At 66.6% G+C, this 27,000-nt stretch carries 18 protein-coding genes, 1 tRNA gene and 1 other RNA gene; 10 read left to right on the top strand and 10 right to left on the bottom strand.

Annotated elements, in window-relative coordinates:
- Window positions 1-34 precede the first annotated feature (34 nt).
- The 5 genes from CPBF1521_RS13245 to CPBF1521_RS13225 all read left to right on the top strand — a co-directional run bounded on the left by CPBF1521_RS13245 (window position 35) and on the right by CPBF1521_RS13225 (window position 6,230).
- Window positions 35-2,710 (top strand): M1 family metallopeptidase, encoded by a 2,676-nt coding sequence (locus tag CPBF1521_RS13245; RefSeq protein WP_115677285.1) that lies wholly within the window; start codon window positions 35-37, stop codon window positions 2,708-2,710.
- Window positions 2,711-2,827: 117 nt separating this feature from the next.
- A non-coding RNA gene (locus CPBF1521_RS13240) (sX9 sRNA) lies at window positions 2,828-2,904 on the top strand.
- A gap of 17 nt (window positions 2,905-2,921) precedes the next feature.
- The gene (locus CPBF1521_RS13235) at window positions 2,922-3,464 is read left to right on the top strand and encodes a GNAT family N-acetyltransferase (RefSeq protein WP_115677284.1); all 543 of its coding nucleotides are present in this window, start codon (window positions 2,922-2,924) and stop codon (window positions 3,462-3,464) included.
- 322 nt (window positions 3,465-3,786) lie between these two features.
- Complete coding sequence (locus tag CPBF1521_RS13230) at window positions 3,787-4,710, top strand: TrmH family RNA methyltransferase (RefSeq protein WP_115677283.1); 924 nt, start codon at window positions 3,787-3,789, stop codon at window positions 4,708-4,710.
- A complete protein-coding gene (locus tag CPBF1521_RS13225) occupies window positions 4,710-6,230 on the top strand; it encodes a carboxylesterase/lipase family protein (protein ID WP_115677282.1) in 1,521 nt (506 codons plus the stop codon). Before CPBF1521_RS13230 ends, CPBF1521_RS13225 begins: the two co-directional genes overlap by 1 nt.
- A 315-nt stretch (window positions 6,231-6,545) precedes the next feature.
- Here CPBF1521_RS13225 and CPBF1521_RS13215 read toward each other — a convergent pair whose 3' ends face one another.
- Complete coding sequence (locus CPBF1521_RS13215; protein WP_115677281.1) at window positions 6,546-8,510, bottom strand: glycoside hydrolase family 97 protein; 1,965 nt, start codon at window positions 8,508-8,510, stop codon at window positions 6,546-6,548.
- 219 nt (window positions 8,511-8,729) lie between these two features.
- On the opposite strand from CPBF1521_RS13215, the gene CPBF1521_RS13210 reads away from it, so the two are divergent.
- Complete coding sequence (locus CPBF1521_RS13210; protein WP_115677280.1) at window positions 8,730-12,200, top strand: glycosyl hydrolase 2 galactose-binding domain-containing protein; 3,471 nt, start codon at window positions 8,730-8,732, stop codon at window positions 12,198-12,200.
- A 139-nt stretch (window positions 12,201-12,339) separates the two neighbouring features.
- Complete coding sequence (locus tag CPBF1521_RS13205; RefSeq protein WP_115677279.1) at window positions 12,340-15,276, top strand: TonB-dependent receptor; 2,937 nt, start codon at window positions 12,340-12,342, stop codon at window positions 15,274-15,276.
- 237 nt (window positions 15,277-15,513) lie between these two features.
- Here the strand turns inward: CPBF1521_RS13205 and CPBF1521_RS13200 are convergent, their stop codons facing one another.
- The 5 genes from CPBF1521_RS13200 to CPBF1521_RS13180 form a co-directional block, all read right to left on the bottom strand.
- On the bottom strand, window positions 15,514-16,566 hold the full coding sequence (locus tag CPBF1521_RS13200) for a LacI family DNA-binding transcriptional regulator (RefSeq protein ID WP_115677278.1): 1,053 nt from the start codon (window positions 16,564-16,566) through the stop codon (window positions 15,514-15,516).
- A 184-nt stretch (window positions 16,567-16,750) separates the two neighbouring features.
- A complete protein-coding gene (locus CPBF1521_RS13195) occupies window positions 16,751-18,169 on the bottom strand; it encodes a M20/M25/M40 family metallo-hydrolase (RefSeq protein ID WP_115677277.1) in 1,419 nt (472 codons plus the stop codon).
- A 110-nt stretch (window positions 18,170-18,279) separates the two neighbouring features.
- Window positions 18,280-18,711, bottom strand: coding sequence for a large-conductance mechanosensitive channel protein MscL (gene mscL / locus CPBF1521_RS13190; protein WP_024940317.1), 432 nt, complete (start codon window positions 18,709-18,711; stop codon window positions 18,280-18,282).
- 60 nt (window positions 18,712-18,771) lie between these two features.
- On the bottom strand, window positions 18,772-19,485 hold the full coding sequence (locus CPBF1521_RS13185; RefSeq protein ID WP_115677276.1) for a fumarylacetoacetate hydrolase family protein: 714 nt from the start codon (window positions 19,483-19,485) through the stop codon (window positions 18,772-18,774).
- Window positions 19,486-19,704: 219 nt separating this feature from the next.
- A complete protein-coding gene (locus tag CPBF1521_RS13180) occupies window positions 19,705-19,980 on the bottom strand; it encodes a hypothetical protein (RefSeq protein ID WP_115677275.1) in 276 nt (91 codons plus the stop codon).
- A gap of 250 nt (window positions 19,981-20,230) precedes the next feature.
- Between CPBF1521_RS13180 and CPBF1521_RS13175 the strand changes: the two genes are divergently transcribed.
- Window positions 20,231-20,572: a Rieske (2Fe-2S) protein gene (locus CPBF1521_RS13175; RefSeq protein WP_115677274.1), complete on the top strand. Its 342-nt coding sequence runs from the start codon at window positions 20,231-20,233 to the stop codon at window positions 20,570-20,572.
- Between the two features lie 241 nt (window positions 20,573-20,813).
- Here the strand turns inward: CPBF1521_RS13175 and CPBF1521_RS13170 are convergent, their stop codons facing one another.
- From CPBF1521_RS13170 to thiS, 4 genes are all read right to left on the bottom strand, one after another.
- Window positions 20,814-22,676: an SLC13 family permease gene (locus tag CPBF1521_RS13170; RefSeq protein ID WP_104648908.1), complete on the bottom strand. Its 1,863-nt coding sequence runs from the start codon at window positions 22,674-22,676 to the stop codon at window positions 20,814-20,816.
- A 66-nt stretch (window positions 22,677-22,742) separates the two neighbouring features.
- A complete protein-coding gene (trmB, locus tag CPBF1521_RS13165) occupies window positions 22,743-23,528 on the bottom strand; it encodes a tRNA (guanosine(46)-N7)-methyltransferase TrmB (RefSeq protein WP_104648926.1) in 786 nt (261 codons plus the stop codon).
- A gap of 171 nt (window positions 23,529-23,699) precedes the next feature.
- A complete protein-coding gene (locus CPBF1521_RS13160; RefSeq protein WP_016903327.1) occupies window positions 23,700-24,494 on the bottom strand; it encodes a thiazole synthase in 795 nt (264 codons plus the stop codon).
- Between the two features lie 49 nt (window positions 24,495-24,543).
- Window positions 24,544-24,744, bottom strand: coding sequence for a sulfur carrier protein ThiS (thiS, locus tag CPBF1521_RS13155; protein ID WP_104583664.1), 201 nt, complete (start codon window positions 24,742-24,744; stop codon window positions 24,544-24,546).
- Between the two features lie 190 nt (window positions 24,745-24,934).
- Between thiS and CPBF1521_RS13150 the strand changes: the two genes are divergently transcribed.
- A complete protein-coding gene (locus tag CPBF1521_RS13150) occupies window positions 24,935-26,719 on the top strand; it encodes an autotransporter outer membrane beta-barrel domain-containing protein (RefSeq protein ID WP_104583663.1) in 1,785 nt (594 codons plus the stop codon).
- A 121-nt stretch (window positions 26,720-26,840) separates the two neighbouring features.
- Window positions 26,841-26,914, top strand: a tRNA-Gly gene (locus tag CPBF1521_RS13145).
- Window positions 26,915-27,000 lie beyond the last annotated feature (86 nt).

Raw genomic sequence — 27,000 nt, 5'->3', positions numbered from 1 at the left:
TCGACTTCGGCGGTTACCCTGCCCGGAATCGCCAATGCGTCGTCTTGCCTGCCTGCTTGCTCCCTCTCTCCTTGCGCTGTGCTGCGGCACCGCGCTGGCGCAGTCCTCCGGCGAGCCGGTCCCCAATGGCCGCCTGCCGGCCTGGGCGGTGCCCGAGCGCTACAGCCTGGCGTTCAAGATCGACCCGGACCAGGCCGAGTTCAGCGGCCGCAGCAGCATCCGCGTGCAGCTCAAGCAGGCCTCCGACCATCTCTGGCTGCACGGCAAGGAATTGAAGGTCAGCAAGGTCACGGTCACGCCGGTCAAGGGCAAGGCGCTGACCGCACGCTACGTGCAAGCCGATGCGCAGACCGGCGTGGTGCGCCTGGATTTCGGCCGCACGCTGCAGCCGCAGACGCTCACCGTGGACATCGTCTACAGCGCGCCGCTCAACCAGCAGCTGCAGGGCCTGTATCAGGTGAAGTACCAGGGCCAGGCCTATGCGATGACGCAGATGGAGCCGATCAGCGCGCGCTATGCGTTCCCCGGTTTCGACGAGCCGGCGTTCAAGACCCCGTTCGACCTCAGCCTGACCGTGCCCACCGACGACCAGGCGCTGGCCAACACCATCGCCACCTCGACCAAGCCGGCCGGCAAAGGCTGGAAGACGGTGAGCTTCGCTCCGACCGTGCCGCTGCCGACCTACCTGGTTGCCTACGCCGCCGGCCCGTGGGACGTGGTGGACGTGCCGGCCATGCCGGCCACCCCGCAGCGCCCCAATCCGACCCCGTTGCGCGGCATTGCCGCCAAGGGCCAGGGTCCGCGCATTACCCCGGCGCTGGACCAGACCCCGGCGATCATCGCCGCGCTGGAGGACTATTACGCCTTCGGGTATCCGTTCGACAAGCTCGATCTGGTCGCCGCCCCGGACTTCAGCGCCGGTGCGATGGAAAACCCCGGGTTTGTCACCTTCCGCGACTGGCTGCTGCTGCTGGACAAGGACTCGCCGGCAGAGAACGTGCAGCGCTCCTTCAACACCAATGCCCATGAGCTGGCCCACCAGTGGACCGGCGACGCCGTCACCATGGAATGGTGGGACGACCTGTGGTTGAACGAGGCGTTTGCCACCTGGATGCAGCAGAAGATCACCATGCAGCTGCACCCGGAATACCGCGCCAATCTGGACCGCATCGCCGGTGCCCAGCATGCGATGGACAACGACAGCCTGGTCAGCGCGCGCAAGATCCGCCAGCCGATCACCGGCAACGGCGATATCGAAACCGCCTTCGACGGCATCACCTACCAGAAGGGTGCGGCGGTGCTGGCGATGTTCGAAGCCTTCGTCGGCGAAGATGTGTTCCGCGAGGGCATGCGCGCCTACATCGCCAAGCATAAATTCGGCAACGCCACCGCCGACGATCTGGTCGATGCGATCGCCGCCGCCGCCGGCAAGGGCGAAGAGTTCAAGGCCGCATTCCGCAGCTTCCTCAATCAGCCGGGCGTGCCGTACCTGCAGACCCAGCTCGCCAGCGAAGGCGGCAAGACCGTGGTCAGGCTGCAGCAGCAGCGCTACCTGCCGCTGGGCTCCACCGGCTCGGCCGCGCAGCAATGGGGCGTGCCGGTGTGCGTCAAGTACGGCAAGGGCAAGGACCAGGTCGGTACCGCCTGCCAGATGCTCGACGGCGCCAGCGGCAGCATCGTGCTGGACGGCGCCGGCAAGAACACCTGGGTGTTCCCGAATGCGCGTGGCGCAGGCTATTACCGCTTCAGCTTGCCGAAGAAGCAGCTGGCCGCACTGGGCAAGCAGGTCGGCCAGCTCGACGACAACGAACAGCTGGCCTATGCCGATGCGATCGATGCGGCCTACCGCCATGGCGATGCCGACAGCGACGCGGTGCTGGCAGCGCTCAAGCAATTGGCGCCGTCTGCGTCGGCCGATGTGTCCACCGCACTGCTGAACCGCTTCGTGTGGATCTGGCGCTACCAGGCCACCAGCGAGACCCAGCGCGGCGCATTGCGCAAGGTGGCCGAACAGGCCTATCTGCCACGTCTGCGCCAGCTGGGTTACACGCGGCGTAGCGGCGAATCGATCGACGACACCAGCTTGCGCTCGGCGTTGGCCGGCCTGTTCGCGCTGCGCCTGCAGAACGCGGAGGTGCGCAAGGCGCTGCTGGCGCAGGGCGATGCGGTCCTGGCCGGCGGCAATGGTGCGCTGGACTTCTCCAAGGCCAATCCGGATCTGCTCGGCACCGCACTGGCAGTGACCGCGCAGGAGCGCGGCGCACCGGCGGTACAGAGCCTGATCGATGCATTGCGCACGCACGCCGACCCGGCGCAGCGCAACGCCATGATCGCCGCCCTGGGTGCGGTGCAGGACCCGGCGCTACTCACCCAGGTGCGTGATTTCGCGCTGACCGATGCGATCAAGGTGGGCGAGATGAAGAGCCTGCTGACGCGCGGCCACAGTTACGAGACCTCGCACGCGTCGATGTGGCCGTGGTTCACCGCCAACTTCGACCGCATCGTGCAGCGCAGCGGCTCGTTCGATGGCGGCGGGTTGCCGGCGCTGGGTGCGTCCGGTGGCTGCAGCGTGGAAGAAGCCGACCGCCTGGATGCGTTCTTCAAACCGCGCCTGGCCACCCTCAGCGGTGCCGACCGTGGCATGGCCCAGACCGGCGAGACCATCCGCCTGTGCGCCGCGCTCAAGCAGGCGCAGACCGCCAGGCGCTGAGTCGCCGGCTTGCGGCCGGGGTGCGCAGCATCGACGGTGTCGATGCTGCGCGATCCGGAGCGGCGAACGAAACGACTGCGCTCACCGTCAGGCGCGCAGCCGGTGCCTGGAATCGGCATGTGCCACGCGTACACTCCGGTTCCGGGCGCGCCTTCCGTATCCACCTGGCGACTGCCCGTTACGTTTTGTCAGCCACTCCAGGGATGAAGCGATGGACGAATCATTGATGCTGCACGGAGAGGGCTTCGTGCTGCGCCGCTGGCGCCAGGACGACCTGGGCGCCTTGTTGCTGCACGCCAACGACCCGTTGGTACCGCGCGGATTGAGTGATCGGTTTCCGCATCCGTATACGCGCGCCGATGGCGAGGCGTTCCTGGCCGGACGCGTGGTCGATCTGCAACACCCGGTGCTGGCCATCGAGATCGACGGCCAGGCCTGCGGCACGATCGCGGCGCGTCCAGGGCAGGGTGAGCGGCGCTTTTCGGCCGAGCTGGGCTACTGGATCGGCAGCGCGTACTGGGGCCGTGGCTGGATGACGCGCATCGTGGCCACTTATGTGGCCTGGGCGATGCAGGCCCTGCCGCTCCATCGCGTCCAGGCCACCGTGCTCGACACCAATCCGGCATCGGCCAGGGTGCTGCTGCGCAACGGCTTCGTCGAGGAAGGCGTCAGCCGCTGCGCGATCGTGAAGCCGGATGGATTGCACGATTTGCGCGTGTTCGCGCGGGTGGGGCGGCCGGCCGCGCTGGTGTGAGCCGCGTCTGCGTGCCACGGCGAACGCATCGGCCGAGCGGGTCTGCGCGCTGCTGATTCGCGCAGATCCATCACCGACAGTGGTGCCGATCCCGGGCGTGTTCTGCACGGCGTCGAGGTCACCCTGCCTCGCGCCTTGCGGGGCCTCGAACGCCATGCTTCCGCTGCCGCGTGTACGGCTGGCTATGCCAGTGGCTTACCATCGTCGCCATGCGTTTGCACCGCCGGCTGCATCGGCGTGCAGATGACCAACACCGCTGGGTGGTGGAAGGGCGATACGGTGCCTGCAGACCCGGCAAGCAACACGAACCTTGGATACGACGATGACACAGCATGATGGACGGGGCGCACGACCGCCGCGCGATGGCGGCAGCTCCGGCGCCGCCCACAATCCCTGGGGCCGCGCCGCGCCGCGCGCACCTGCAGGCCGCCCGCCGGCACAGCAGGCGCCAACGGCTTACACGCCTGCTGCTTCGCAGTCCGCGGCTTCGTCGTCCGGCGGCAATGCGCGCGAGCTGCGGCTGTACGGCATCAACGCCGTGCAGGCGGTGTTCAAGGCGCGCCCGGAGGCGGTGCGCAAGCTGTATCTGAGCCAGGCGCGCATTCCGCAGTTCAAGGCCTTGCTGGCCTGGTGCGTGGCCCAGCGCATCGGCTACCGCGTGGTCGAGGAGGCCGATCTCAGCAAGCTCGCTGCCAGCACGCACCACGAAGGCGTAGTGGCCGATGTGCTGCGCGTCGCCCCGCAACCGTTGCAGGACTGGCTGGCTGCGTTGCCGGCAGGGCCGGTGCTGGCACTGTGGCTGGATGGCGTGGGCAACCCGCACAACTTCGGCGCGATTTTGCGCTCGTCCGCGCACTTCGGGGTGGCCGGCCTGTTGCTGCCTGCCGGCGCCACGCTGGGGCTGTCCGGTGCAGCCGCGCGCGTGGCCGAAGGTGGCGCCGAGGCGGTGCCGCTGGTGCAGCTGCCCGAGACGGCAACGGCGATGGCACAGCTGCGTCAGGCCGGTTTTGCGGTGGCCGCCACGCTGGTGGAAGGCGGCCAGGACGTGTTCGCCGCTGCGCTGCCGCAGCGGCTGGTGTATGTGATGGGCGCGGAGAGCGAGGGCATGGACCGCCAGTTCGCGCGCGATTGCGACCTGCAGTTGTCGATCCGCGGCAGCGGCAAGGTCGAAAGCCTCAACGTGGCCTCGGCCACCGCGGTGTTCCAGGCCGCCTGGCGTGCCCGTGTGATGGGCGGAACGCCGTGATGCGCCTGTCTGCCTGGCTGCTTGCCACCGCCTGCGCAGCGAGCGCCGGCGCTCACGCCGCCGCCGCGTCCACGCCTGCCACGCCTGCCACGCCGCCACAGGTGCGCACCGATCACGGTGTGGTGCGCGGGCAATGGCAGGACGACGGCAGTGCGGTGTTTCGCGCAATTCCGTTTGCCGCCCCGCCATTGGGCACATTGCGCTGGCAGCCGCCGCAACCGGCGGCGGCCTGGTCGGAGGTGCGCGATGCCACTCAGGCCGCCACCCCATGCGTGCAACCGGCGCTGGGCTGGAACAATGCGATGGCCAGGCGCGGCAGCGAAGACTGTCTCTACGTCGAGGTGCAGACGCCAACGCTGCAGCCGGCCAAGCCGCTGCCGGTGTTCGTGTGGATTCATGGCGGCGCCAATGTGGCCGGCGGCGCCGACGGCCACCTGCCGACCAACCTGGTCGCACAGGGCGTGCTGGTGGTGACGCTGCAGTACCGGCTCGGCGCGCTCGGCTTCCTGTCGCTGCCGGAACTGCGCGATGGCGACAACCAAGCCGCGGGCAACTACGCCTTGCTCGATCAGATCGCCGCACTGCAGTGGGTGCGCGACAACATCGCGCAATTCGGTGGCGATCCTGCGCGGGTCACCATCGCCGGACAGTCGGCCGGCGGCCAGGACGTGGGCTTGCTGATGCTCAGCCCGCTGGCACGTGGCCTGTTCTCGGCGGCGATCGAGCAAAGCGGCACTGCCGGGTTCGGATTGCCGGCACGTTCGCTGGAGGACAATCGCGCGCTGGGTGTGGAGATCGCCAGGCGCGCAGGCATCGAGGATGCTGCGACACGCCTGGCACAGCTGCGCGCGTTGCCGGTGGAGCAGCTGATCAAGGCCGGACAGGGCGTCGACGTGCCGGCACTGGATGACGATGGCTACATCTGGCTGCAGGCGGTCGTCGATGGACGCGTGCTGCCACGTGCGCCGGCCGCGTTGCTGGCCGAGGGGGCACAGGCCAAGGTGCCGCTGTTGATCGGCTATGTGGCGCAGGAGCTGGAATACGGTGGCAAGCAGGGTGCGCAGGCGCGGCTGCGGCGCGACTATCCGGCGCAGGCCGATGCGGTGCTGCAGGCGCAGCGCACGCATGCGGCGCAGCGTGCGGCGCGTCAGGGCGATGCGGCGATGCAGCTGTCCACCGACCTGACCTTCCGTTGCCCGGCGGTGACCGTCGCCCAACACCAAGCCGCACTCGGCGTGCCGGTGTGGCATTACGTGTTCGATACCGCCGCACCGGGCGGGCAGGTCACGCACAGCGCCGAGCTGCCGTTCCTGTTCAAGGACCTGCCGATCGGCCAGCCGCCGGTGAGCCTGCAACGTTATTGGGCCGCGTTCGTGCAGCGGGGCAATCCGAATGCCACGGGCTTGCCGGCCTGGCCTGGGTTCGCACCCGGGCATGCGGCGTTGCAGTTCGACGCCAGTGGCGTGCACCCGCTCAAGGACGCGCGCCCGGACGTGTGCGCAGGCGTGGACCTGCCGTAATCGATCGCGCGCACTGAAAAACGGTGCGCGCGATCGACTCAAGCCAACTCAACTCAGCTCAACGTGCGCTGCCCGGCCCGCAGAAGTAGAAACCGCCGTTACGCATTTCCGCCGACAGGCCGGTGCAGGTGACGCCGGAGTCAATGCATACGGATACCCGTAACCGGCCATCGCCAACGTATAGCAGCACGGCTGCGCCACGCTCACCGACGACAGCCGCCGCACGGGATGGGTGGCGATGGAGTACCCATGCGTCACCGACACGCCGCGACCGGGTGGCATCCGCCTGCCTTGGGGCGATCAGCATGGCTGGTCTTACTTTTTCTGCAGTCGCACGGCAGCCCCGCCGTTTGCAGCCAATGGCAGCTGCAGGCTGTCGGTGGAGGTGAGCTGGCGCGTGTCGATGCGTACGTCCGTCGGGGCCTGGCCATCGGCGTAGATGGTGGCGGTCCAGCGGCCCTTGCCCAGGAACGTCAACGGCAACGTCAGCATGCGCGCCTGCTCGTTGGTCATCGCACCTACGTACCAGTCCTTGCCGCTGCGCCGCGCCAGCGCGATGTGCTCGCCGATGGCGCCGTCGAGTGCGCGTGTCTCATCCCAGCTGGCCGGCACATCGCGCAGGAACTGCGCGGCCGGCACGTTTTCGAACTGCTCCGGGCTGTCGGCGACCACCGCGAACGGGCTTTCGTACACCACATACATCGCCAGTTGCTGCGCGCGGGTGGTCATCACCTGCGGCGCGATGTGCTGCATCCTGAATTCGGCCGGGCGCACATTGCGGAAGCCGCCCGGGGTGTAATCCATCGGGCCGAGCAACATGCGCGTAAACGGCAGCGTGAGGTTGTGGGTTGCGGTGATGCGCGTGGTCCACTTGTTGTACTCGGCGCCGAGCACGCCTTCCTGCGTGAGGTAATTGGGGTAGGTGCGGGTCAGGCCGGTCGGGTGATAGGCGCCATGCAGGTCCACCAGCAGTTTGTGTTCGGCAGCCTTGGCTAGCAGGCGATGGTAGAAGTCCACCATCTGCTGGTCGTCGCGGTCCATGAAGTCGACCTTGATACCCTTGATGCCGAGCTGCTGATACCAGGCGAGCGCTTCGTCCATGTGCGCATCGAGCGCGCGCCAATGCGCCCATAGCCACAGCCCGACGTCGCGCTGCCGTGCGTAGGCCACCAGGCCCGGCAGGTCGAGCTGCTCCACCGGCCGGCGGATATCGGCATCGACGTTGTACTGGCCATCGCCGGTGCTGCCGACATACCAGCCGTCGTCGATCAGCATGTACTGCAGCTTCAATTGCTGCGCGTGATCGATATAGCGCTCGATCGTGGCGGTATTCATGCCCGGCTGCGCCACGCCGCCGGCCAGCCCGCCGGACCACCAGTCCCATGCCGATTTGCCCGCGCGCACCCAGCTCGCATCGAAGGCAGGCGGCGGGTTCAGCGCGGAAATCAGGGTGGATTCGATCAGGCTGGCCGGGCTGTCACCCAGCATGATCACCCGCCATGGCGTGGCGAAATCCTGGCCTTTGGCATCGACGCTGACCGCCAGCGTGGGGTCGTCCAGGCGTGGCGATAATTTCGCCGCTACGCCCAGGCTGCCGTCCTCGCGGCCGGTGAGATACAGGCCGGCATAGTCGCGCAGGTTTGCCTCGGCAATCGCCAGCGTGGTGCCGCCGGCATCGGTCTGGCAGACCAGCGGCAACTCCAGCAGATTGTGCGGGCGCAATCTGGATGCGGCGATCGCATCGTATTCGCCCTCGTGGCTGGTTCCAAAGCGCCCCAGGTTCAAGGTCCAGCATGCGTAATCGCGCGGAAACGCAAAGCTGGTGAGTTCGTTGCGAATCCGCACCTCACCGGCGTCGGGCAGCACATAACGCAGCGCAACGCCGTCGTCGTAGGCACGCAATTCCACCGTCAGGCGTCGCTGTTTGGGGTCTGACAACTGCACGCGCAATTGACGATAGTGATCGCGCGCCTGACGTGTCTTGCCTACGGGCAATTCGAATCGGCTGTCATGCGTTTCGGTCGTGCTGCCCTGCAGCGTCATCGCCTTGCCGAGGGTGTTGGCCCGGCCCAGGTCCAGCCCGAGCGGCGCGTTGTCGAGCACAACTTTGTTGCGATACAGCACGCGATAGCTCGGCACGCCGCCCTCGCGTAGCGTGAATTCCACCTGCGTACGTGCGTCGGGCGATTGCACCTGCAGGCGCTGCGCGGATGCAGGCAACGCGATCGAATACAGCAACGCGCACGCCGCCGGTACTGCGGACTGGATCAGGTTTCGCATGAGTCCCTCCTCCTGGGAGCGCCAACCCTAACGCAGAACGGTTGTCGTCGATATCTAGCTGGGGTAACGTTACCTCGCACCATGGCCGCTGAAACAGGGGCGGCAGCCACGGGCGGCATCACGGCAGAGGCAATGACAAGGCGGCTATGCGTCGTTTTGGCAGTTGCGTTGTCGCGATGTGTACCGTTGCTTGGCAGTAGAGCTTGGGAGAGGCCTCTAATGCTGATGGTTCGCAAGGCGTTCCGCCGTGGAGCGCTGTGGGTGGTATGTGGTTGCATGGCTTGGGCTGCAGTGGAGGCTGCGCCCGTCGATGTGCGATCGACCGGTCCCTACGATGTCCGCGTACTGGCGGGCGGGATGGGGTTGGCCAAGAAGCTTGCCGCCGATGCGCCGTTGCTGGCTGCCGACGCAGACTGGAGCGTGTCCGGCTGGGTGCGTCCCTCGCGCGCGAATGCAGGCCCGGCATTGATCGCCGGTCTGGGCGATGCGAAATCGGCCGGGCGTTACTTCGCAATCGACAACGGCAGGCTCGCCTTCGTGCAGGGCGCAGATACGGTATTGCGCAGCAAGCAGGCGCTGCCTGCGGGGACCTGGACGCAGGTGGCTGCGGTGGCGAAAGCGGGGCGGTTGACGCTGTACGCCAATGGCCGTCAGGTCGCCAGCGGTGCGGTACGCCAGAGCGCGGTCGCGCCCGTGCTGATGTTTGGTCCGCGCGAGCAGCCCGCCGCCTATACGCAGCACTTCGGTGGCGAGATTGCCGGTTTCCTCGCGCACGCCGCTGCACTGGATGCGCCGGCCATCGCGCAGCTTACGGCCAAGGCGCCGGATCAGGCCATGCAGCGTTTCGAAGACGCCTCGCCGGCCTGGCAGGTCCAGGTCAAGCAGATGGCTGGCCAGGTCGCGCCGCAGCCGCCGGCAACGCTGCCGCGCAGTGCGGCGGCCTTCTCTGCGCCGGTCGCCAAGCCGGTACAACCGACGCCCGCGTTGCAGCCGCTGGATGCGGCGGCATGGCGGGTCGGTGCGTGGGAACTGGCTGCTGCGCCGGAGCTGGGGCAGGCCACGGGCGCCAGCCTGTCGCGCGGTGATGACAGCGGCGGTGCCGCGGCCTGGCACGCGGCCACCGTGCCGGGCACGGTGCTCACCACGCTGGTCGATCGGGGCGTGTATCCGGATCCGGATATCGGTCTCAACAACATGGCCATTCCCGAATCGCTGAGCCGGCAGGACTGGTGGTACCGCAGCCGTTTCGATCTGCCTGCTGCAGCCCAGGGCAAGCGGCTGGAGCTGCTGTTCAACGGCATCAACTATGCGGGCGAGGTCTGGGTCAACGGTACGCAGGTCGGGCGTACGCGTGGTGCGTTCGCACGCGGCCGCTTCGATGTCAGCAAGCAGCTCAAGGCTGGCCGCAACATCATCGCAGTGCGTGTCTCGCCGCCGCCGCATCCTGGCATCGCGCACGAGCAGTCGATGACCGCAGGCGTGGGCGAGAACGGCGGTGTGCAGGCGCTGGATGGGCCGACCTTCATCGCCAGCGAAGGCTGGGACTGGATTCCGGCGGTACGCGATCGCAATGCCGGGCTGTGGCAGGACGTGCAGTTGCACGCCACCGGGCCGCTGGCGCTTGGCGACACCCGGGTGGTGACGACGCGGCTGGCCCCGGATCACCGGCGTGCCGAGCTTGAAATCAGCGTGCCATTGCGCAACGACAGTGCCGCGGCGGTGCAGGGCACCCTGCAACTGGCCATCGGCGATGTGCGCATCCAGCGGCAGGTCAACGTGCCGGCCGGTGGTACCACGCTCACGCTCAGCGCCGCCGATACGCCGCAGCTGGTCATCGCCAATCCGCGCCTGTGGTGGCCCAACGGTTATGGCGAGCCTGCGTTGTATACCCTGCAGGCCAGCGTCGAGGTGGCCGGTACGCCATCGGACACGCAGCAGCTGCGCTTTGGCATTCGCGAGGTCGGTTACGAACTGTCGCTGTTCGACCAGGACGGTGCGCTGCGCCGCGTGCTGGTGGATTTCAACAAGGCACGTCAGCGTGGTGAACGCATTGTCGATGCCCGCCACAGTGCGATCCGCCCCGTGCCCGGAGGCGATGCGCAATCGTTCTATCCCGGCGCGCAGGCATCGCCGGCGGTCACGCCGCTGAGTGACGACGCGCTGGCACCTTACCTGGCCATCCGCATCAATGGCGTACGCATTGCCGTCAAGGGCGGCAACTGGGGCATGGACGACTGGCGCAAGCGCGTCTCGCGCGAGCGGCTGGAGCCGTACTTCCGCCTGCAGCGCGATGCGCATTTCAATGTGGTGCGCAACTGGGTGGGGCAGAACACCGAAGCCAGCTTCTTCGAGCTGGCCGACGAATACGGCATGCTGGTGCTCAACGACTTCTGGCAGTCCACCCAGAACTACAACATGGAGCCGGCCGATGCGGCGCTGTTCCTGGACAATGCCGCCGAGGTGATCAAGCGCTTCCGCAACCATCCGTCCATCGTGTTGTGGTTCGGCCGCAACGAAGGCGTGCCCGCACCCATCCTCAACGAAGGCCTGGATGCGCTGGTGGCCGAGCTCGATGGCACGCGTTGGTACACCGGCAGTTCCAACCAGGTCAATCTGCAGGGCAGCGGCCCGTACAACTACCGCGAGCCGGTGGGGTACTTCAACGCCTTGGCACAGGGCTTTTCGGTGGAAGTGGGCACGCCGTCGTTCTCCACCCTGGAGTCGTTCAAGGCCTCCGTCCCGGCGGCGCAGGACCAGTGGCCGATCAGCGATGCCTGGGCCTATCACGACTGGCACCAGTCCGGTAACGGCGACACCGCCAGCTTCATGCGTTCGCTCACCGACAAGCTTGGTGCGCCCACCAGCCTGGAAGATTTTGAGCGCAAGGCGCAATTGCTCAACTACGACACCCATCGCGCCATCTTCGAAGGCTTCAACGCGCAGCTGTGGACCAAGAACAGCGGGCGCCTGCTGTGGATGAGCCATCCGGCCTGGCCCAGCAACATGTGGCAGATCTACAGCCACGACTACGACACCCATGCGGCCTACTACGGTGTGCGCAATGCGGCAGAGATGCTGCATGTGCAGATGAACCTGCCCGGCCACGACGTGGTGGTGGTCAACAATGCCAGCGCCCCGGTGCGTGGCCTGCGCGTGCGTGCAGAGGTCTACAGCAGCGATGGCGCATTGCTGCAGCAGCGCGAACAGGCCGTGGACGCCGCGCCCGTTGCGGTCTCGGCACCGGTGCTGCAACTGGCGCCGTTGCTCAAGGACACCAACGGGCTGGGCTTTGTGCGGCTGCAATTGCTCGATCGCGATGCGGTCGTGCGTTCGCGCAATTTCTACTGGGTGGCGCGCGATGCGGCAGCCATGCGTGGCCTGGATGCGCTGGCAGCAGTGCCGGTGCAGCTCAGCACGCAACTGCAGGAGGGTGCCGAGCCGGTGCTGCGCGCCACCGTGCGCAATGCTTCGCATCAGGTTGCGCTCAACACCAAGCTGACCCTGGTGGACGCGCAGGGCCAACGCATCCTGCCGGCGTACTACAGCGACAACTACCTCAGCCTGGTGCCGGGCGAGCAGCGCGAGGTCGAGATTCGCGGCCCGTCCGCGGCGAGCCTGCGCAACGCCACGCTGCAGGTGCGCGGCTGGAATGTCGAACCATCAACAGGCGTCGCCAGCGGGCTTCCGTAGCGGCGCCGACAGGTTGCCACGCCGTGTCCGCACGGCGGTCGCACTGATGCGCCGATCGCGCGTCAGCCAATACCGCATTGCCGTTGCTGCAATGCCATTCGAAACGGTCGTGGATTGTCGTCATCCCTGGGAGGGGACCATGAACAAGCTGCATGCGAACACCCGCCACACCCCATTGGTCGCCGCACTGGCGGCTGCACTCACCCTGCTGGCCGGCAGCGCAAACGCACAGGACGCCAGCGCTGCCGCCGGGGTCACCGACCTGGACAAGGTCATGGTCAAGGGCGTGCGCGGCGCGCAGGCCGAGGCCATCGAGAACAAGCGCACCGCCGCGCAGATCATCGACTCGATCTCTGCAGAGGACATCGGCAAATTGCCCGATGTCACCATCACCGATTCGCTGCAGCGCGTGCCCGGCGTGCAGATCCGGCGTTCGGCCGGCGAGGGCTCGCAGCTCAATATCCGCGGCATGCCGCAGGTGCAGACCACCATGAACGGCGAGTTGTACCTGAGCGCCGGTGGCGGCGACCAGTACGGCCAGCCGAACATCGGCCGCGCGCAGCCGGATTTCGTCGACATCCCGCCGACGCTGTTCAGCGGCGTGGACGTGATCAAATCGCCGACCGCAGCGGACCTGGATGGCGGCATCAGCGGTACGGTTTCGCTCAAGACACGGCGCCCGTTCGACCTGCCCGAAGGCTGGACCTTCAGCGGCCAGGCCGAAGGCTCCTACGGCGACCGCGTGCAGGAACTCAACGAGCTGTACTCGGGCCTGGCCAGTTTCCGCACCGAGCGTTGGGGCGCGTTGCTGGCGGTGTCGTACTCCGATGCCACGCTGGAGAACAAGCATCCCAGCGTGTATTCCAATGGCGCGCAGAAATCCACCGAGCAGAACGTGGGCTTCGATTTCAACGGCGATGGCCGCATCGGCAGCAATACCGATCCGTCCAACCTGCCACGCGACTATTTCTACAACTGGGTTGCCACCGAGCTGGACAACCGCAGCACCGACCGCCAGCGCACCGGCATCAACGGCTCGTTCCAGTTCAACATCAACGATTCGTGGACGGTGCTGGCCGATGCGGCCTACACCAAGCTCGATGACCAGGACACCTCGGTCGCCGCGCAGCTGCACACCGGTTGGGCCACCAACCAGCTGCAGCCCGGATCGGTGGTCGATTCCAATGGCGTGCTGGAATACGGCCAGTTCCGCTACAACCGCTTCCAGGCCCACTCGATGGCCGGCGTCGCCGACTCGGACGCGCTCAACACCAATCTGGAACTGCGCTTCGACGATGGTGGCCCCTTCCGTGCCTCGTTCCGCTGGGTGCATGGCGATGCGCAGCGCACCTACGACGAAGCGCGTGCCGATGCGGTGGTGACACGCGGCGACCAGATCACCCGCGCCGGCGGGGTGACGCAATGGGCCAATGCCAATGGCCTGCCGACGGTGGATGCCTCGGTGGACTTCCGTGGCACCTATCCGGCGGTCAACCTCGGCACCGATGTGTCCAACCCGGACAACTGGCAACTGATGTCGACCTGGGCGCAGGGCAACAAGATCGAAGCGACGATGGACGCGTTCCGCGCCGATGGCACCTTCGAGTTCGACGAGGGCGTGGTGCGCGGCTTCCAGTTCGGCATCCGTTACGGTGAGCGCGAGGTCAAGCTGGACACCTATCGCTACCTGTCGCCGGTGTCGACCAGCTGTGCCGATCCGAACCGCTCGCTGTACTACTTCAAGGATCCGCTGATTGTGGACACCTGCAGCGGCGTCTCCGAAGCGCGCCTGCTGCCGTTCAATTCGATCCCCGGTTACTGGGCCTACTTCAACGACTTCGATCCGCTCAGGGTCACCGGCCTGGGCAGCCAGGGCCTGCCGGCGATCAACCCGCAGGTCATGAAGGACCCGGTGGGCTACCTCAACAGCCTGTACCCGGGCAACGTGGCCTACCAGCAGGCCGCCGATTCCTACAAGGTCACCGAAAAGAGCACCGCGGCGTACTTCCTGGCAAACCTGGAAGGCGGCACCGGCAGCGCGGTGCCGTGGACGGCCAACATCGGCGCGCGCATCGTGCAGACCAAGCTGGCGATCGATCAGTACCTGAGCAGCGGCAACGTGTTCATCGGCAACGTTGAATGGAACGGTGTCAGCCCGGCGATCGGCACCAATCGCCTGAACCGTCAGTACACCGACGTGCTGCCCACCGCCAACCTGTCGCTGGACATCACCGACGCGCAGAAGCTGCGCTTTGCCTACAACAAGGCGGTGGCGCGCCAGGACCTGCCCGATCTCGGGCGCGGGCTGGTGAGCTTCTACGCGGTCAATGGCACGCCGCCGCGCAACCCTGCGTTGCCCTCCGATGCGGTGCTGTTCCTCAATGGCCGCTCCGGTAACCCGGATCTCGATCCGTATCGCGCCACCAACTACAACGCCTCGTGGGAATGGTATTTCTCCGATGCGTCGCTGGTCAGCGTGGGTGCGTTCCTGATCGACGTGAAGTCGTTCCCCACCACGGTGACCAACATCGAACTGTTGCCCGACGCCGATGGCGTGGCGCGGCTGGGCGGCCCGGTGGAGCGCATCGTCAATGGCGGTGGCGGCAAGATCAAGGGCTTTGAAGTCGGCTATCAACAGGCCTTCGACTTCCTGCCCGGCTGGTTGAGTGGCTTCGGTACCAACATCAACTACACCTTCTCCGATGCCGACACCGACAACACCGATATCCAAGGCAATACGTTGCCGATCGGCGACAATTCCAAGCACCAGGCCAACGCGGTGCTGTGGTACCAGAAGGACAAGTTGCAGGCACGCGTGGCCTACAACTGGCGCAGCAAGCGCTTCAGCCAGGTCAACAGCGGTGCGTGGGGCGACGAGCTGGCGATCTGGAACGACGACGTCGGCTATCTCGATGCGTCCTTCAGCTACGACGTCAACGACCACCTGACCCTGTACGCCCAGGCAACCAACCTGACCGGCGAAAGCGAGCGGCGCTACGCGCAGTGGACCAACCACTACTACGACCAGAACATCTTCGAGCGTCGTTACTACGCCGGCCTGCGTCTGCGCTTCTGATCCGGCTGTGCGTTGTGCGACATGGCGCACCCCCGCGCCGTGTCGCACATGTTTCGCTGTTGTCACTCTCCAGGCGGTCATTGCGCTTTTCTTCCCGTCGCCGTTGATTGCGGCGCTGCAGTACGCCTGACGGCAACGTCAGGCACCCTCCCATTCGGCCGCATCGTCGGGAAGCGATGTGGCCGTTTTTTTGTGTGTGATGGCGCAGGCGTTACACGATGCCGATCGATGCAGCACTTACCGCGCCGGCGGCCCGGCCGTCGAGCCGCGCTTGACCACGGTGTACTTCATCACCTGGTGCACGCCCTGCGCGGGATTGCCCTTGCGTCGCTGGCGGATCGCATCGGCCAGCAACGACACCGCGGCGCGGCCCATCGCAGTGACCGGTTGATGCACGGTGGTGAGCTCGGGCCAGATGGTGGTGGCGACCGGGGTGTCGTCGAAGCCGGCGACCGAGACATCCTCGGGTACGCGCAGGCCCAGGCCGTGCGCGACCGCAACGGCCGCAGCGGCCATATCGTCGTTGCTGCAGAAGATGGCGGTGGGCGGTTGCGCCTGTGCGAGCAGGCTGCGCGCGGCGAGCAGGCCGGAGTGATAGGTGAACAGACCCTCTGCCATCAATTCCTCGGCCACGGGCAGGCCAGCGGCCTGCAGGCTGTCGAGATAGCCATTGGCACGCAACGCGCTTGGCGTGTGCTTGGGGTCGCCCTTGATCAGTGCGATGCGGCGATGGCCCAGTTCAACCAGGTGGTCGACGATGGCGCGCGCGGCCTGGTAATCGTCGATGCGCACCGAGCTGATCTGCGCCATCGGTGCGCCGCTCGCCACCGCCACGACCGGGATGCCGCGTGCATCGAGTTCGGCGATGGTCTGGCGCGAATCGCATAACGGGGGCGGCAGGATCACGCCGTCCACGCCGGCTGCCAGCAAGCGTTCGGTGGCGGCACGCTGGCTGCGGATGGCACCGCATTTTTCCACCAGCACCTGGCTGCCATTGAGGCTGCTTTGCTCGAGCAGGCCGAGCATGAATTGATTGAGGTAGGCCGCGCTGGGATTGCTGTACAGCACGCCGATGCGCAACAGGCCGCTGGTGCGCAACGAACGGCCTGCCAGATTGGGGCGGTACCCCAATGCCTGCACCGAGGCTTCCACGCGCACGCGCATGTCCTCGCCGACATGCGGGTGACGGTTGATGACGCGCGAGGCCGTCATCGGCGAGACCCCGGCGTGCTTGGCGACATCCAGCAAGGTCGCTGCGTTGTTGGCACTGCGTTGGCGCTTGGCCGCCATTGTGTGTGCTCGTCCTGGAGTGGAAGCGAAGGGGCAGCAGGTAGCGCGAGGCCTGCAGCAACCGCGAGTGCCTGGCCGCTGGCACTCGCTGTCGATGGAGGTATCGGCACAGGCAACGCGCAGCATGCGCGTCATCCGTGCCGCTCGCCCTCACCAAAGACACCTGCGACGTCTTCCGTCGCAGTTACTCGCTCGGCGGTTGCACGCTTTTCGCGCGACTGCCGAAATCGCCATCGGCCTCGGCCGCCAGGTATGCAAATACCGTGTAGGCCGCCACGTTCTGCGCCAGCGCCTTGGGGTCGATCTTGTCCAGGGTGTCGTCGGCGGTGTGGTGCAGGTCGAAGTAGTCGGTGCCGTCCTGCGCCAGCCATGCCCATGCGCCGCCCTTGGCGGAGATCGGCCCGACATCCGGGCCGGGGCCGCCCTTGTCCGGCACATACGCGATGCCCAACGGCGCGAGCACCTCGGCAATCTGTTTGGTCGCGGCGCGCGAGTCTTCCGGTGCCGCCGAGCCGGTGTTGAACGCATAGATGCGCCCGGCACCGAAGTCGCTCTCTGCGCCGATCTGGTGCAGCGCCATGTCCTTGGCATCCTTGCCGTGCGCGGCTGCATACGCCTTGCCGCCGTACAGGCCCTGCTCCTCGTTGGCGAAGGCCACCACGCGAATCGTGCGCTTGGGCGCCTGCTTGAGTTGGCCGATCAGGTGGCCCGCGGCCATGGTGATCGCCACGCCGGCGCCATCGTCGATCGCGCCGGTGCCCAGATCCCAGGAATCCAGGTGCCCGCCGATCACCACCACTTCCTTGGGCTTGCTGCGTCCGGTGATTTCGCCGATCACGTTGTACGAAGTCGCCGTGCCATCCCAGCCGCAATCCAGTGCCAGCCGCACACGCGTGCTGCCCAGCGCGGCCAGGCGCGCGAGCTGGTTGGCATCGGGCACCGACAACGCCGCTGCCGGTACCGGCGTCAGGCCTTCGTCGAAACGGGTGATGCCCGTATGCGGCACGCGGTGCGAGTCGGTGCCGGCCGAGCGCATCACGAAGCCGATCGCGCCCTTGCGGATCGCTTCCGACGGGCCCTTGCTGCGCACCGCGCCGCCATTGCCATAATCCTTGCCGTCGCGCGCCTTGGTCATCTGGTAATCGACGAATGCGATCTTGCCGGCCAGCGATCCGGCCGGTGCGGCCTGCAGTGCGGCCAGGTTGTCGAAGCGCACCACCTCGCCCTCGACGGTGCCACCCGGGCTGCCGCCCAGGGCGGTGATATGCAGGGGCTGCGCATGCGCGCCGATCACCGCGGCCTGTTCGCTGCGCCGCTGCCACTTGGGAAAGCGCACCGGCTCGGTCCACACCTTGTCGAAGCCCAGTGACTGGAACTTGGCCTTGGCCCAGGCCACCGCGCGCGGATCGGCCTCGCCACCGGCAATGCGCGGGCCCACTTCGGTGGTCAACGATTCCACCACCGCAAAGCCGGTGTCGTCGGCCAAGGCCTGCTCGCGCAGCTGCGCGGCGGTGCGCAGTGCGCTATCGGCGATGGTGGTCTGTGCGGCGAGCGCGGGTGCGCAAGCGAGTAGGGCAGAGATGGCAACAGCGAGGCGACGCATGCAGGGCGGCTCCAACGACAAGGGGGACCCCGAGCTTATCAGCGCGAGGTCCCCCGTCTGCGTGCGAAAGGTCATCCTCCTGCGCGACGTTGCGCAATGGATGTGCCCGCTTACGGCACGCCTGGTGTCTTCAGCGTGTCGTTCTTCAACGAATCGCGAATCTCGCGCAGCAACAGCACTTCTTCGCTCGGGCCCTTGGGGGCATCCGGCTTGCGGTGGGTCAGGCGGTTGATCAGCTTGACCACCATGAAGATCGCGAAGGCGATGATCACGAACTGCACGACGGTGTTGATGAAATCGCCGTAGCCGATGGCCACCGCCGGAATTTCCTTGCCGGTGGCATCGACGCCGGCAGGCTTGAGCACCCAGGCCAGGCGTGAGAAATCCACATTGCCGATGGCCCAGCCGATCGGCGGCATGATGATCTTTTCCACCAGCGCGGTGACGATCTTGCCGAACGCTGCACCGATGACCACACCGACCGCCAGGTCGATGACATTGCCACGCATCGCGAATTGCTTGAATTCGCTGACCATTCCCATAGCGCACTCCAGATGCGGTCGCGGACCAACTGCCGCGGCGTGATCGTAGCGGGCGGCGTGTCAGCCCGCGATGATGCCGTGGCGCTCGGCGACGTTTTCCAGGCGTGCACTGAACTGATCACCCGGCAGCAGCGGGCCGACACCGGCAGGCGTGCCCATGAAGATCAGATCGCCCGCGCGCAACGCATAGAGTTTGGAGAGCTCATGCAGGATTTCCGGCACGTTCCAGATCATCTGGTCCAGCAACGACTGCTGACGCACCTGGCCGTTGACCTCCAGCGACAGGTTCAATGCCTCCAGCGCACCCACTTCGCCGGCATGCACCAGCTCGCTGATCGGCGCGGAGTGATCGAAGCCCTTGGCGATGTCCCACGGCAGGCCCTTGGCCTTGGCGGCGGCCTGCAGATCGCGTCGGGTCAGGTCCAGGCCCACGCCGTAGCCATAGATCAGCCCCTCTGCCTGATCCACCGGCAACTCGCCGGCCGGCGCATCGCTGCCCAGTGCCACCACCAGCTCCACTTCGTGGTGCAGTTCTTTGGTGCCGGGCGGGTACGGAATGTGGTCGCCGTGGCCGACCACGATCGCATCGGCAGGCTTCATGAAAAAGGTCGGCTGGCCCCGTTCGGCCCTGGAGGCAGGCGCTGCGGCGCCCATCTCGCGCGCGTGATCGGCGAAGTTGCGGCCGACGCAGTAGATGCGGTGCACCGGAAAGTTGCCGCCACCAACCACCGGAATGCGCGGGACGTCGGCGGCGGGAATCACATCGTGGGTCATGCACGCATCCTTGGGGAACGGGGCAGCTGAGTCTAGCCGTTTGGCCGTGCATGACGGAACCGCCGTGCTGCGCGTTGAGTGCATCGCGCCGCCTGGCCGGCAGTGCGTGCGATCACGGTCTGCGTCGGCGCAGGCGAAAGCGCGCATGCCGGTCAGCTCATGCGCGCAGTGATATCAGCATTCAATGCCCACCGCGCCGGATGGCGGTGGCGCGGTGCTTCAGTGCGACAACGGCAACGCGGGCTTGCGCACCACGCGGTACTCGGCTTCGACCACGCGTGTCTGTTGCGGCGTGCGACGGTTCGACTTGCTCAGCAGCTTCCAGGCGATGCCGCCCAGGATCATCGCCGCGCCCACGAACACGCTGAAGAAGATCAGCACGGCAAGGATGACCAGACCGGCCAGGCCGGCGGCAACGCGCACCAGCGGGTGACGCGGCTTGCGCGGGGCAAACAGGTGGTGGAGGTTGCCGAATTGGAAGAGACGTGCAGGCATGGCGGTGGGCTGCCGGGCAGGAAACAGGCCCGCAGTATCGTTGCGGTTTCATGTCATTGAGTGAAAACTTCGTTAAACAATGGCCTGTTTTGTTAAGTCCATCACATCCAGTGGGCTGGAAGCAGGGCGTCCGGTCGGCAGGAACGCGCATTCGTGAGCGCAGTAGATGCATGCGTGGCGGCTATCGCATGGCGTCGGCGCGATGCAGGCGCGTGCCACAATCGCAGTCCGTTCTCCCACAGCAGACCGCATGTCTTCGCCATCGCCCACCACGCTTGCCGACCTGGCGCAGATTCCCGATGCCGGATTTCTGGAAGTCGAAGCGGTGTGGGACGGCGGCACGGAGTCGCTGGTGCTGTATCGCGATGGTGCACAGGTGCGCGCCTGGTTGAATGTCTGCCCGCATGCCGGCAGGCGGCTGGATTGGGCACCCGGCCAGTTCCTCAAGACCAAGGAAGGCCACCTGGTCTGCGCGGCGCACGGCGCGGCGTTCGAGCTCAGTGGCGGCGAATGCATCAGCGGGCCGTGCCGCGGTCAATCGCTGCTGGCGGTGCCGGTACGCATCGAGGGGACGCAGGTGGTCCTTGGCTAGGTTGCCGCTCTAAGGCGGCGTCACACGATCCAGTACAACGTCCGTGTGCCGAGGCTGGAGCAAAGCGCGGCTGGCAGGACATCGCCAGCAGTCGTCGGCCAGCTTCAAGCAGCAGGTGGCGCCGTCGCCGCGTCTCGTGTCTGGCGATCTGGCGTGCAATGCGCCTGACGGCGCACCATCGATGATCGATCCATCTGCGCGCATATCTGCAGCGATCGCCGTCGGCGGCCACGACGCCGGTTCAGCGCGCTGCCCACCAGAACATCAGGTTGATCATCGAGACCATGACCACGACGTAGATCAGCGACAGCGGTGCGCCCACGCGCCACAGCTCGCGTGGCTGATAGTTGGCCGGGCCGGCCACCATCGAGATCACCGGGTTGGAGGCGGTCATCAGATTGTTGGACGCCGACAACGCCACGATCAGTGCGAACGCGGTCGGGTTGCCGTTGGCCGCCAATGCCAGATTGACCGCGATCGGCACCATCACGATGGTGGCGCCGACATGGCTGATCACCAGCGAAAACGCGGTGGTCAGCAGCGCCAGGCTGATTTCCAGCGCCCACACCGGAATGCCCTCGGGCAGGCGGTCGATGGTGTGGCCGGCCACCCAGGCCGCGGTGCCGCTGCTGTCCATTGCCCAGCCCAGTGGAATCAGGCCGGCCATCATGAAGATGGTCTTCCAGTTGATCGAGGCGTAGGCCTCGTCCATGCGCAGCACGCCGCTCACCAGCATGCAGGCCACGCCGGTCATCAAGGTCAGCGCCACCGGCAGCCGCGAGGTCAGCGCGATCAGGATGGTGAAGGCGAAGATCGCCATGGCGATCTTGAACTTGTGCGGGCGCTGCTCGCCTTTGGGGAAGTCGGTCACCGGCACGAAGTCGCGGCTTTCCGCCGCCTGCGCCAGGTCCTGCCAGATGCTGTGGAACACCAGCATGTCGCCGCCGCGCAGCGGCACGTTGCGCACGTCCTCGCGGATCACCTGCTTGTCGCGGTTGATCGCCAGCAGGCTGATGCCGCTCTGCTTGCGCAGGCGCAACTCGGCGGCGGTCTTGCCGATCAGCCGCGAGTTGGGCGGAATCAATGCTTCGGAAATGCCGGCCAGGCTGGGATTGAACAGATCGCCCAGGTTGCGCAGGCGCGAGGACATGCGCAGGAACTGGTTCTGCGCAAAGTCGGTCACTTCCTGGCGCGGCCCCATCGCCCCGAGCACGCTGCCGACCCAGATGCGCATGTCCGCCGGCGGCGCCAGGCGGGTGTCGTTGCCGGTCTTCAAGGCGAGCAGCAAGGGCGCGTCGTGCAGCGCCTCGGCCTCGCCCAGGGTCATGCCGACCAGCGGGCTTTCGGCGCTGACGGTGAGCTCGAACACGTCGCCGTCGATGCCGTAGGTCTTGGCGAAATAGCTCTCGGTGCGCGAGGGCGTGACGCCTTCGTTGATCAGGCGTTCTTCCTCGATCAGCTTGCGGTCGCCGTAGAAACGGAAGTACAGCAATGCAGCGATCAGCAAGGCCACGCCGATCGGCAGCGGCGCGAACATGGTCAACGGCTCGATGCTGGCCATGCCCGAGGGCAGGTTGTTGTTGGCCGACACCAGCAGGTCGTTGAGCAGGATCAGCGGCGAATTGCCCACCATGGTCAGCGCGCCGCCCATCACGATGGCCGCGGCGATCGGCAGCAGCATGCGTTGCAGGGTCAGCCCAGTGCGCGCGGCCAGCCGCGAGGCGACCGGCAGGTACAAGGCCATCACCGACGGGTTCTGCATGAAGGACGAGTTCAGGCCGGAGATGGCCAGCGTCATCATCATCAGGCGTTGTTCGCTGCCGTGCGAGCGCCGCAGCAACCAGGTCGCCAGGCGATTCAACGCACCGGTGCGCTCCAGCCCCGCGCCGAGGATGGTGGTGGCGATGATGCTCATCACCGCGTTACCGGAAAAACCACCAAACAGTTCTTCCGGCGCCACCAGCCCGGTGACGCCCAGCACCACCAGCACGATCAACGCCACCACATCGGCGCGAATGCGCTCGAACAGGAACATCGCCATCGTGAAACCGACCAGCCCGAGGACGAGCTTCATATCGTTGGTCAGTGTCAGCGCGGTATCCATTGGGGGCCGGGAATGGGGAGTCGGGAATAGGGAATTGGCAGAGCGGGAAAGCGCTGACGCTGTGAGTTATCCGGGGGGCATCGCCGTTTGCTCCTGCGATTCCCGATTCCCGATTTCCGATTCCCGGTCATACAGCAAATCCCACACGCCGTGGCCGAGCTTCTGGCCGCGGGTTTCGAAGTGGGTCTGCGGGCGCCAGGCGGGGCGTTCGACGTGGCCGCGCGGGCCGGCGCGATTGACCAGGCCCGGTGTGGCGTCGAGCACGTCCCACATCTGTTCGGCGTAATCGGCCCAGTCGGTGGCCGCGTGCAGGCGGCCACCATGGCGCAGCTTGCGCACCACCAGCGCCGCGAACGCCGGCTGGATCAGGCGGCGCTTGTTGTGGCGCTTCTTGTGCCATGGGTCGGGGAAGTAGATGCGCACCTCGTCCAGCGCGCCATCGGCGATCTCGTGCTCGAGCACTTCCACCGCATCGTGGTGGTACAGGCGCACATGCGTGCTGCCGTCATCGTCCAGCGCATTGAGCAGGCGACCGACACCAGGCGCATGCACCTCGATGCCGATGTAGTCGCGGCTGGGGTCCTGCTGGGCGGCAAAGCGCAATGCCGCCCCGTTGCCAAACCCGATCTCCAGCACCTTGGGCGCGGGACGGCCGAACGCCGCATCCAGGTCGCGCGGCGTGCCGCTGTAGTCCAGGCCGAAGCGTGGCCACAGCTCGTCGAACGCGCGCTGCTGCGCCGGGGTAAAGCGGCCCTGGCGCAGCACGAAGCTGCGCACCTGCCGGCGCCCCTCTTCGATGGTGAAGGGCTTGGGCGGCATCTTGGCGCCGTCGCTGGTGAAAGGATCAGTCATGAAGTAGGTCACATCAGAAAACAAAGCCCCTCTCCCTTTGGGAGAGGGGTTGGGGTGAGGGTAGGGCGTGAGGGGCACTCGCAGTAATGCGCGATCTGGCAACGGCCACATCCGGCACCTCACACCGCCAAGCATTGCGCATCGACTGCAATGTCAACGCAGCACACCCACTCATCCAATCACGCCATCCACCGGACTGGACGCCGAGGCATACCGCTTGCGCGGAATCCGCCCGGCCAGGAAGGCCTCGCGTCCGGCCTCGATCGCCTTGCGCATCGCGCTGGCCATCAGGATCGGATCACGCGCACCGGCGATGGCGGTATTCATCAATACACCGTCGCAGCCCAGCTCCATCGCGATCGCCGCATCCGATGCCGTGCCCACGCCGGCGTCGACGATGATCGGCACCTTGGCGTTTTCGATGATTTCCAGCAGGTTGTACTTGTTCTGGATGCCCAGCCCGGAGCCGATCGGCGCGGCCAGCGGCATCACCGCCACGCAGCCGATCTCCTCCAGGCGCTTGGCCAGGATCGGATCGTCGGAGGTATAGACCATGACGTCGAAGCCGTCGGCGACCAGCTGCTCGGCGGCCTTGAGCGTCTGCACCACGTCCGGATACAGCGTGCGCTCGTCGCCGAGCACCTCCAGCTTGGTCAGGTTGTGGCCGTCTAGCAGTTCGCGCGCCAGCCGGCAGGTGCGGACCGCATCTTCAGCGGTGTAGCAGCCGGCGGTGTTGGGCAGCAGCGTGTAGCGATCCGGCGGCAGCACATCGAGCAGGCTGGGCGCGTTCGGGTCCTGGCCGATATTCACCCGGCGAATCGCCACGGTGACGATCTGCGCGGCGGCCGCTTCGGTGGCCAGGCGGGTTTCGTCCAGATCCTTGAACTTGCCGGTGCCGGTCAGCAGGCGCGAACGGTAGGGCTTGCCGGCGATGATCAGCGCATCAGAGGGGGCGGTATTGGTCATCAGGCAATTATCACCGATCGCGCGCAGCTGCGCCGGCCTGCGCGCCGCATCAGCCGCCGCCCAATGCGTGCACGATCTCCACCACATCGCCGGCACGCAAACGGTGCGTGGCGTGCCGCCCGCGCGACACGATTTCGCCATTGACCTCCACCGCCACGCGCCGCTGTGCAAGACCTTCCTGCTCCAGCAGGGTTGCCAGCAGCAAGTCGTCGGGAATGTCGCGCGGGGTGCCGTTGAGTTGAATGTTCATGTCATGATTGTGGCATCGCGTGCCGTCAGGGCGCGCGTTTTTGCGTTATGCGGCAATGCAGCGTGAGCGCGGGCGGCGAGGGTGAAACCATGTGCCATGCGCCGGCGTACGTCAGCAGGTCCGGTCCAGTTCCACACTACCTTGAGCAGGCACTTCCATGGCTTCAACTCTTCGCCCGATCCGTTCCCTGATGGCCGTGGCCATCGCCATTGCGGCCACCCCGGCCATGGCCGCGTCTGCCTTCGACCAGACCGTGTTCTTCGGTGACAGCCTCACCGACAGCGGCTACTACAACCCGTTGCTGCCGGCCGCCTCGCGCGCAGTCACCGGCAAGTTCACCACCAACCCGGGCTGGGTCTGGGCCGAATACGTCGCCGACCATTACGGCACCAATGCAGCGCCCAACGGCAACGGCCAGACCGGCGACAACTACGCTGCCGGCGGCGCGCGCATCCAGGCCAATTCGACCAGCGTGCTCGGTGCCGCGCCGTCGGTGACCAGCCAGGTCAACACCTACCTGAGCGCCAACGGCGGCCAGGCCAATCCGAACGCGCTCTACACCGTGTGGGGCGGCGCCAACGATCTGCTCGCCGCTGCAGCTGCGCCGGCCCAGGCGCAGGCCATCATCGGCAATGCGGTCACCGCGCAGGTCGGGGCGGTCGGCGCCTTGCAGGCCGCCGGCGCGCGCTACGTGATGGTGCCGACCATTCCGGACGTGGGCATCACCCCGCGCTTCCGCGCCGGCGGTGCCGCCGCGATGGCGCAGGGCACTGCGGCGGCAACCGCCTACAACACCGCGCTGTTCAATGGCCTGCGCTCGGCCGGCTTGCGCGTGATCCCGGTGGACACCTTCCACATCCTGCAGGAAGTGGTTGCCGATCCGGGCACCTACGGCTTCAGCAATGTCACCAGCACCGCCTGCAACCCGGCCGTGCCGCTGCCGGCGTGCAACCCGACCAGCCTGGTCGCCGCCAACGCCCCGAACACCTATGTGTTTGCCGATGGCATCCATCCGACCACCGCCACTCACCAGATCCTGGGCCAGTACGCCATTTCGCTGCTGGAAGCGCCGCGCCTGCAGCAGGTGCTGACGCATTCGGCGCAGGCGGTCGGCCGCGCGCGCGCTGACCAGGTGGCCTGGCATCTGGACGGCAAGCCGGACGCCGATGGCCTGCGTTGGTGGGGCAGTGTGCGTGGCGACATGCAGCGCTACGACCACGCCGATCTGTACGACGGCATGGCCCCGGCCGGCCTGTTCGGCGTGGACTGGACTGCCGGCGACCTGGTGTTCGGCGGCTTTGCCGGCTTCGGCAGCATGGATGCCGACTTCGGCAACCGCAACGGCAGCTTCAAGCAGGACGACACCACGCTGGGCGGCTTCTTCGGCTGGTATACCGGCCCGGTCTGGGTCAATGCCCAGGTCAGCTACAGCTGGCTCAGCTACGACGTCGACCGCGAAGTGCAGCTCGGGCCAGCCACGCGCGTGCACAGCGGCTCGCCGGACGGCAGCAACCTCACCGCCGCGGTCAACGCCGGCTATTCGCTGGGCGAAGGCAACGTCAAGTACGGCCCGGTGGTCGGCCTGACCTGGCAGAAGCTCAAGCTCGACGGCTACACCGAGGGCAACGCAAGCTCCACCGCATTGGGCTACGCCGATCAGGACATCGATTCGATGGTCGGCCGCATCGGCTTCCAGGTGCGCCTGGACGGTGCAATGGTCAAGCCATACCTGCAGGCAACCTACGACCACGAGTTCAAGGACGGCACCGAAGCCAGCGCCTGGCTGCAGTCGATGCCGGAAGTCGGCATGTACACCGTCCCGGGCCAGAACTTCGACCGCAACTACGCGACCGTCGTGCTGGGCGCCCGCACCGGCCTGTGGGGCCTGCAGAGCAATATCGGCCTGAGCACTACCACCGCACAGCGCAGCGCCCGCGATGCGACGCTGTTCGTGAACTTCAGCGGCAATTTCTGATCCGCGCCGCACAGCTGTCCACGCGGTAGATCTGCAGGACACGAGGGCCGGGCAACCGGCCCTCGTCACGTCTGCGCATTGCGCCCGACACCCGCACCCGCCTACACTCTCGCAACGCCACGCGGGCGTAGCTCAATGGTAGAGCTGTAGCTTCCCAAGCTACTGACGTGGGTTCGATTCCCATCGCCCGCTCCAGAGCTTCCGCCAAGTCTTTAAGTGTCTGACCTGGCTGGATATTCCGGCCGATTGATAATTCCGAGCGATGCCCCTTGAGGTATCAA

This window comes from Xanthomonas euroxanthea (assembly GCF_900476395.1).
Lineage (GTDB): Bacteria > Pseudomonadota > Gammaproteobacteria > Xanthomonadales > Xanthomonadaceae > Xanthomonas > Xanthomonas euroxanthea.
The sequence above is the reverse complement of the archived record's forward strand: the minus strand, read 5'-3'. Positions and strand labels throughout refer to the sequence as shown.

Coding starts and splice junctions, on each gene's coding strand:
- mscL (WP_024940317.1), bottom strand. CDS start 18,711: ATGGGAATGGTCAGCGAATTCAAGCAATTCGCGATGCGTGGCAATGTC.
- thiS (WP_104583664.1), bottom strand. CDS start 24,744: ATGAACATTCAACTCAACGGCACCCCGCGCGACATTCCCGACGACTTG.
- CPBF1521_RS13245 (WP_115677285.1), top strand. CDS start 35: ATGCGTCGTCTTGCCTGCCTGCTTGCTCCCTCTCTCCTTGCGCTGTGC.
- CPBF1521_RS13150 (WP_104583663.1), top strand. CDS start 24,935: ATGGCCGTGGCCATCGCCATTGCGGCCACCCCGGCCATGGCCGCGTCT.
- CPBF1521_RS13195 (WP_115677277.1), bottom strand. CDS start 18,169: ATGCGTCGCCTCGCTGTTGCCATCTCTGCCCTACTCGCTTGCGCACCC.
- CPBF1521_RS13185 (WP_115677276.1), bottom strand. CDS start 19,485: ATGACCCACGATGTGATTCCCGCCGCCGACGTCCCGCGCATTCCGGTG.
- CPBF1521_RS13225 (WP_115677282.1), top strand. CDS start 4,710: ATGCGCCTGTCTGCCTGGCTGCTTGCCACCGCCTGCGCAGCGAGCGCC.
- CPBF1521_RS13205 (WP_115677279.1), top strand. CDS start 12,340: ATGAACAAGCTGCATGCGAACACCCGCCACACCCCATTGGTCGCCGCA.
- CPBF1521_RS13180 (WP_115677275.1), bottom strand. CDS start 19,980: ATGCCTGCACGTCTCTTCCAATTCGGCAACCTCCACCACCTGTTTGCC.
- CPBF1521_RS13235 (WP_115677284.1), top strand. CDS start 2,922: ATGGACGAATCATTGATGCTGCACGGAGAGGGCTTCGTGCTGCGCCGC.
- CPBF1521_RS13230 (WP_115677283.1), top strand. CDS start 3,787: ATGACACAGCATGATGGACGGGGCGCACGACCGCCGCGCGATGGCGGC.
- CPBF1521_RS13200 (WP_115677278.1), bottom strand. CDS start 16,566: ATGGCGGCCAAGCGCCAACGCAGTGCCAACAACGCAGCGACCTTGCTG.
- CPBF1521_RS13170 (WP_104648908.1), bottom strand. CDS start 22,676: ATGGATACCGCGCTGACACTGACCAACGATATGAAGCTCGTCCTCGGG.
- CPBF1521_RS13215 (WP_115677281.1), bottom strand. CDS start 8,510: ATGCGAAACCTGATCCAGTCCGCAGTACCGGCGGCGTGCGCGTTGCTG.
- CPBF1521_RS13160 (WP_016903327.1), bottom strand. CDS start 24,494: ATGACCAATACCGCCCCCTCTGATGCGCTGATCATCGCCGGCAAGCCC.
- CPBF1521_RS13210 (WP_115677280.1), top strand. CDS start 8,730: ATGCTGATGGTTCGCAAGGCGTTCCGCCGTGGAGCGCTGTGGGTGGTA.
- CPBF1521_RS13175 (WP_115677274.1), top strand. CDS start 20,231: ATGTCTTCGCCATCGCCCACCACGCTTGCCGACCTGGCGCAGATTCCC.
- trmB (WP_104648926.1), bottom strand. CDS start 23,528: ATGACTGATCCTTTCACCAGCGACGGCGCCAAGATGCCGCCCAAGCCC.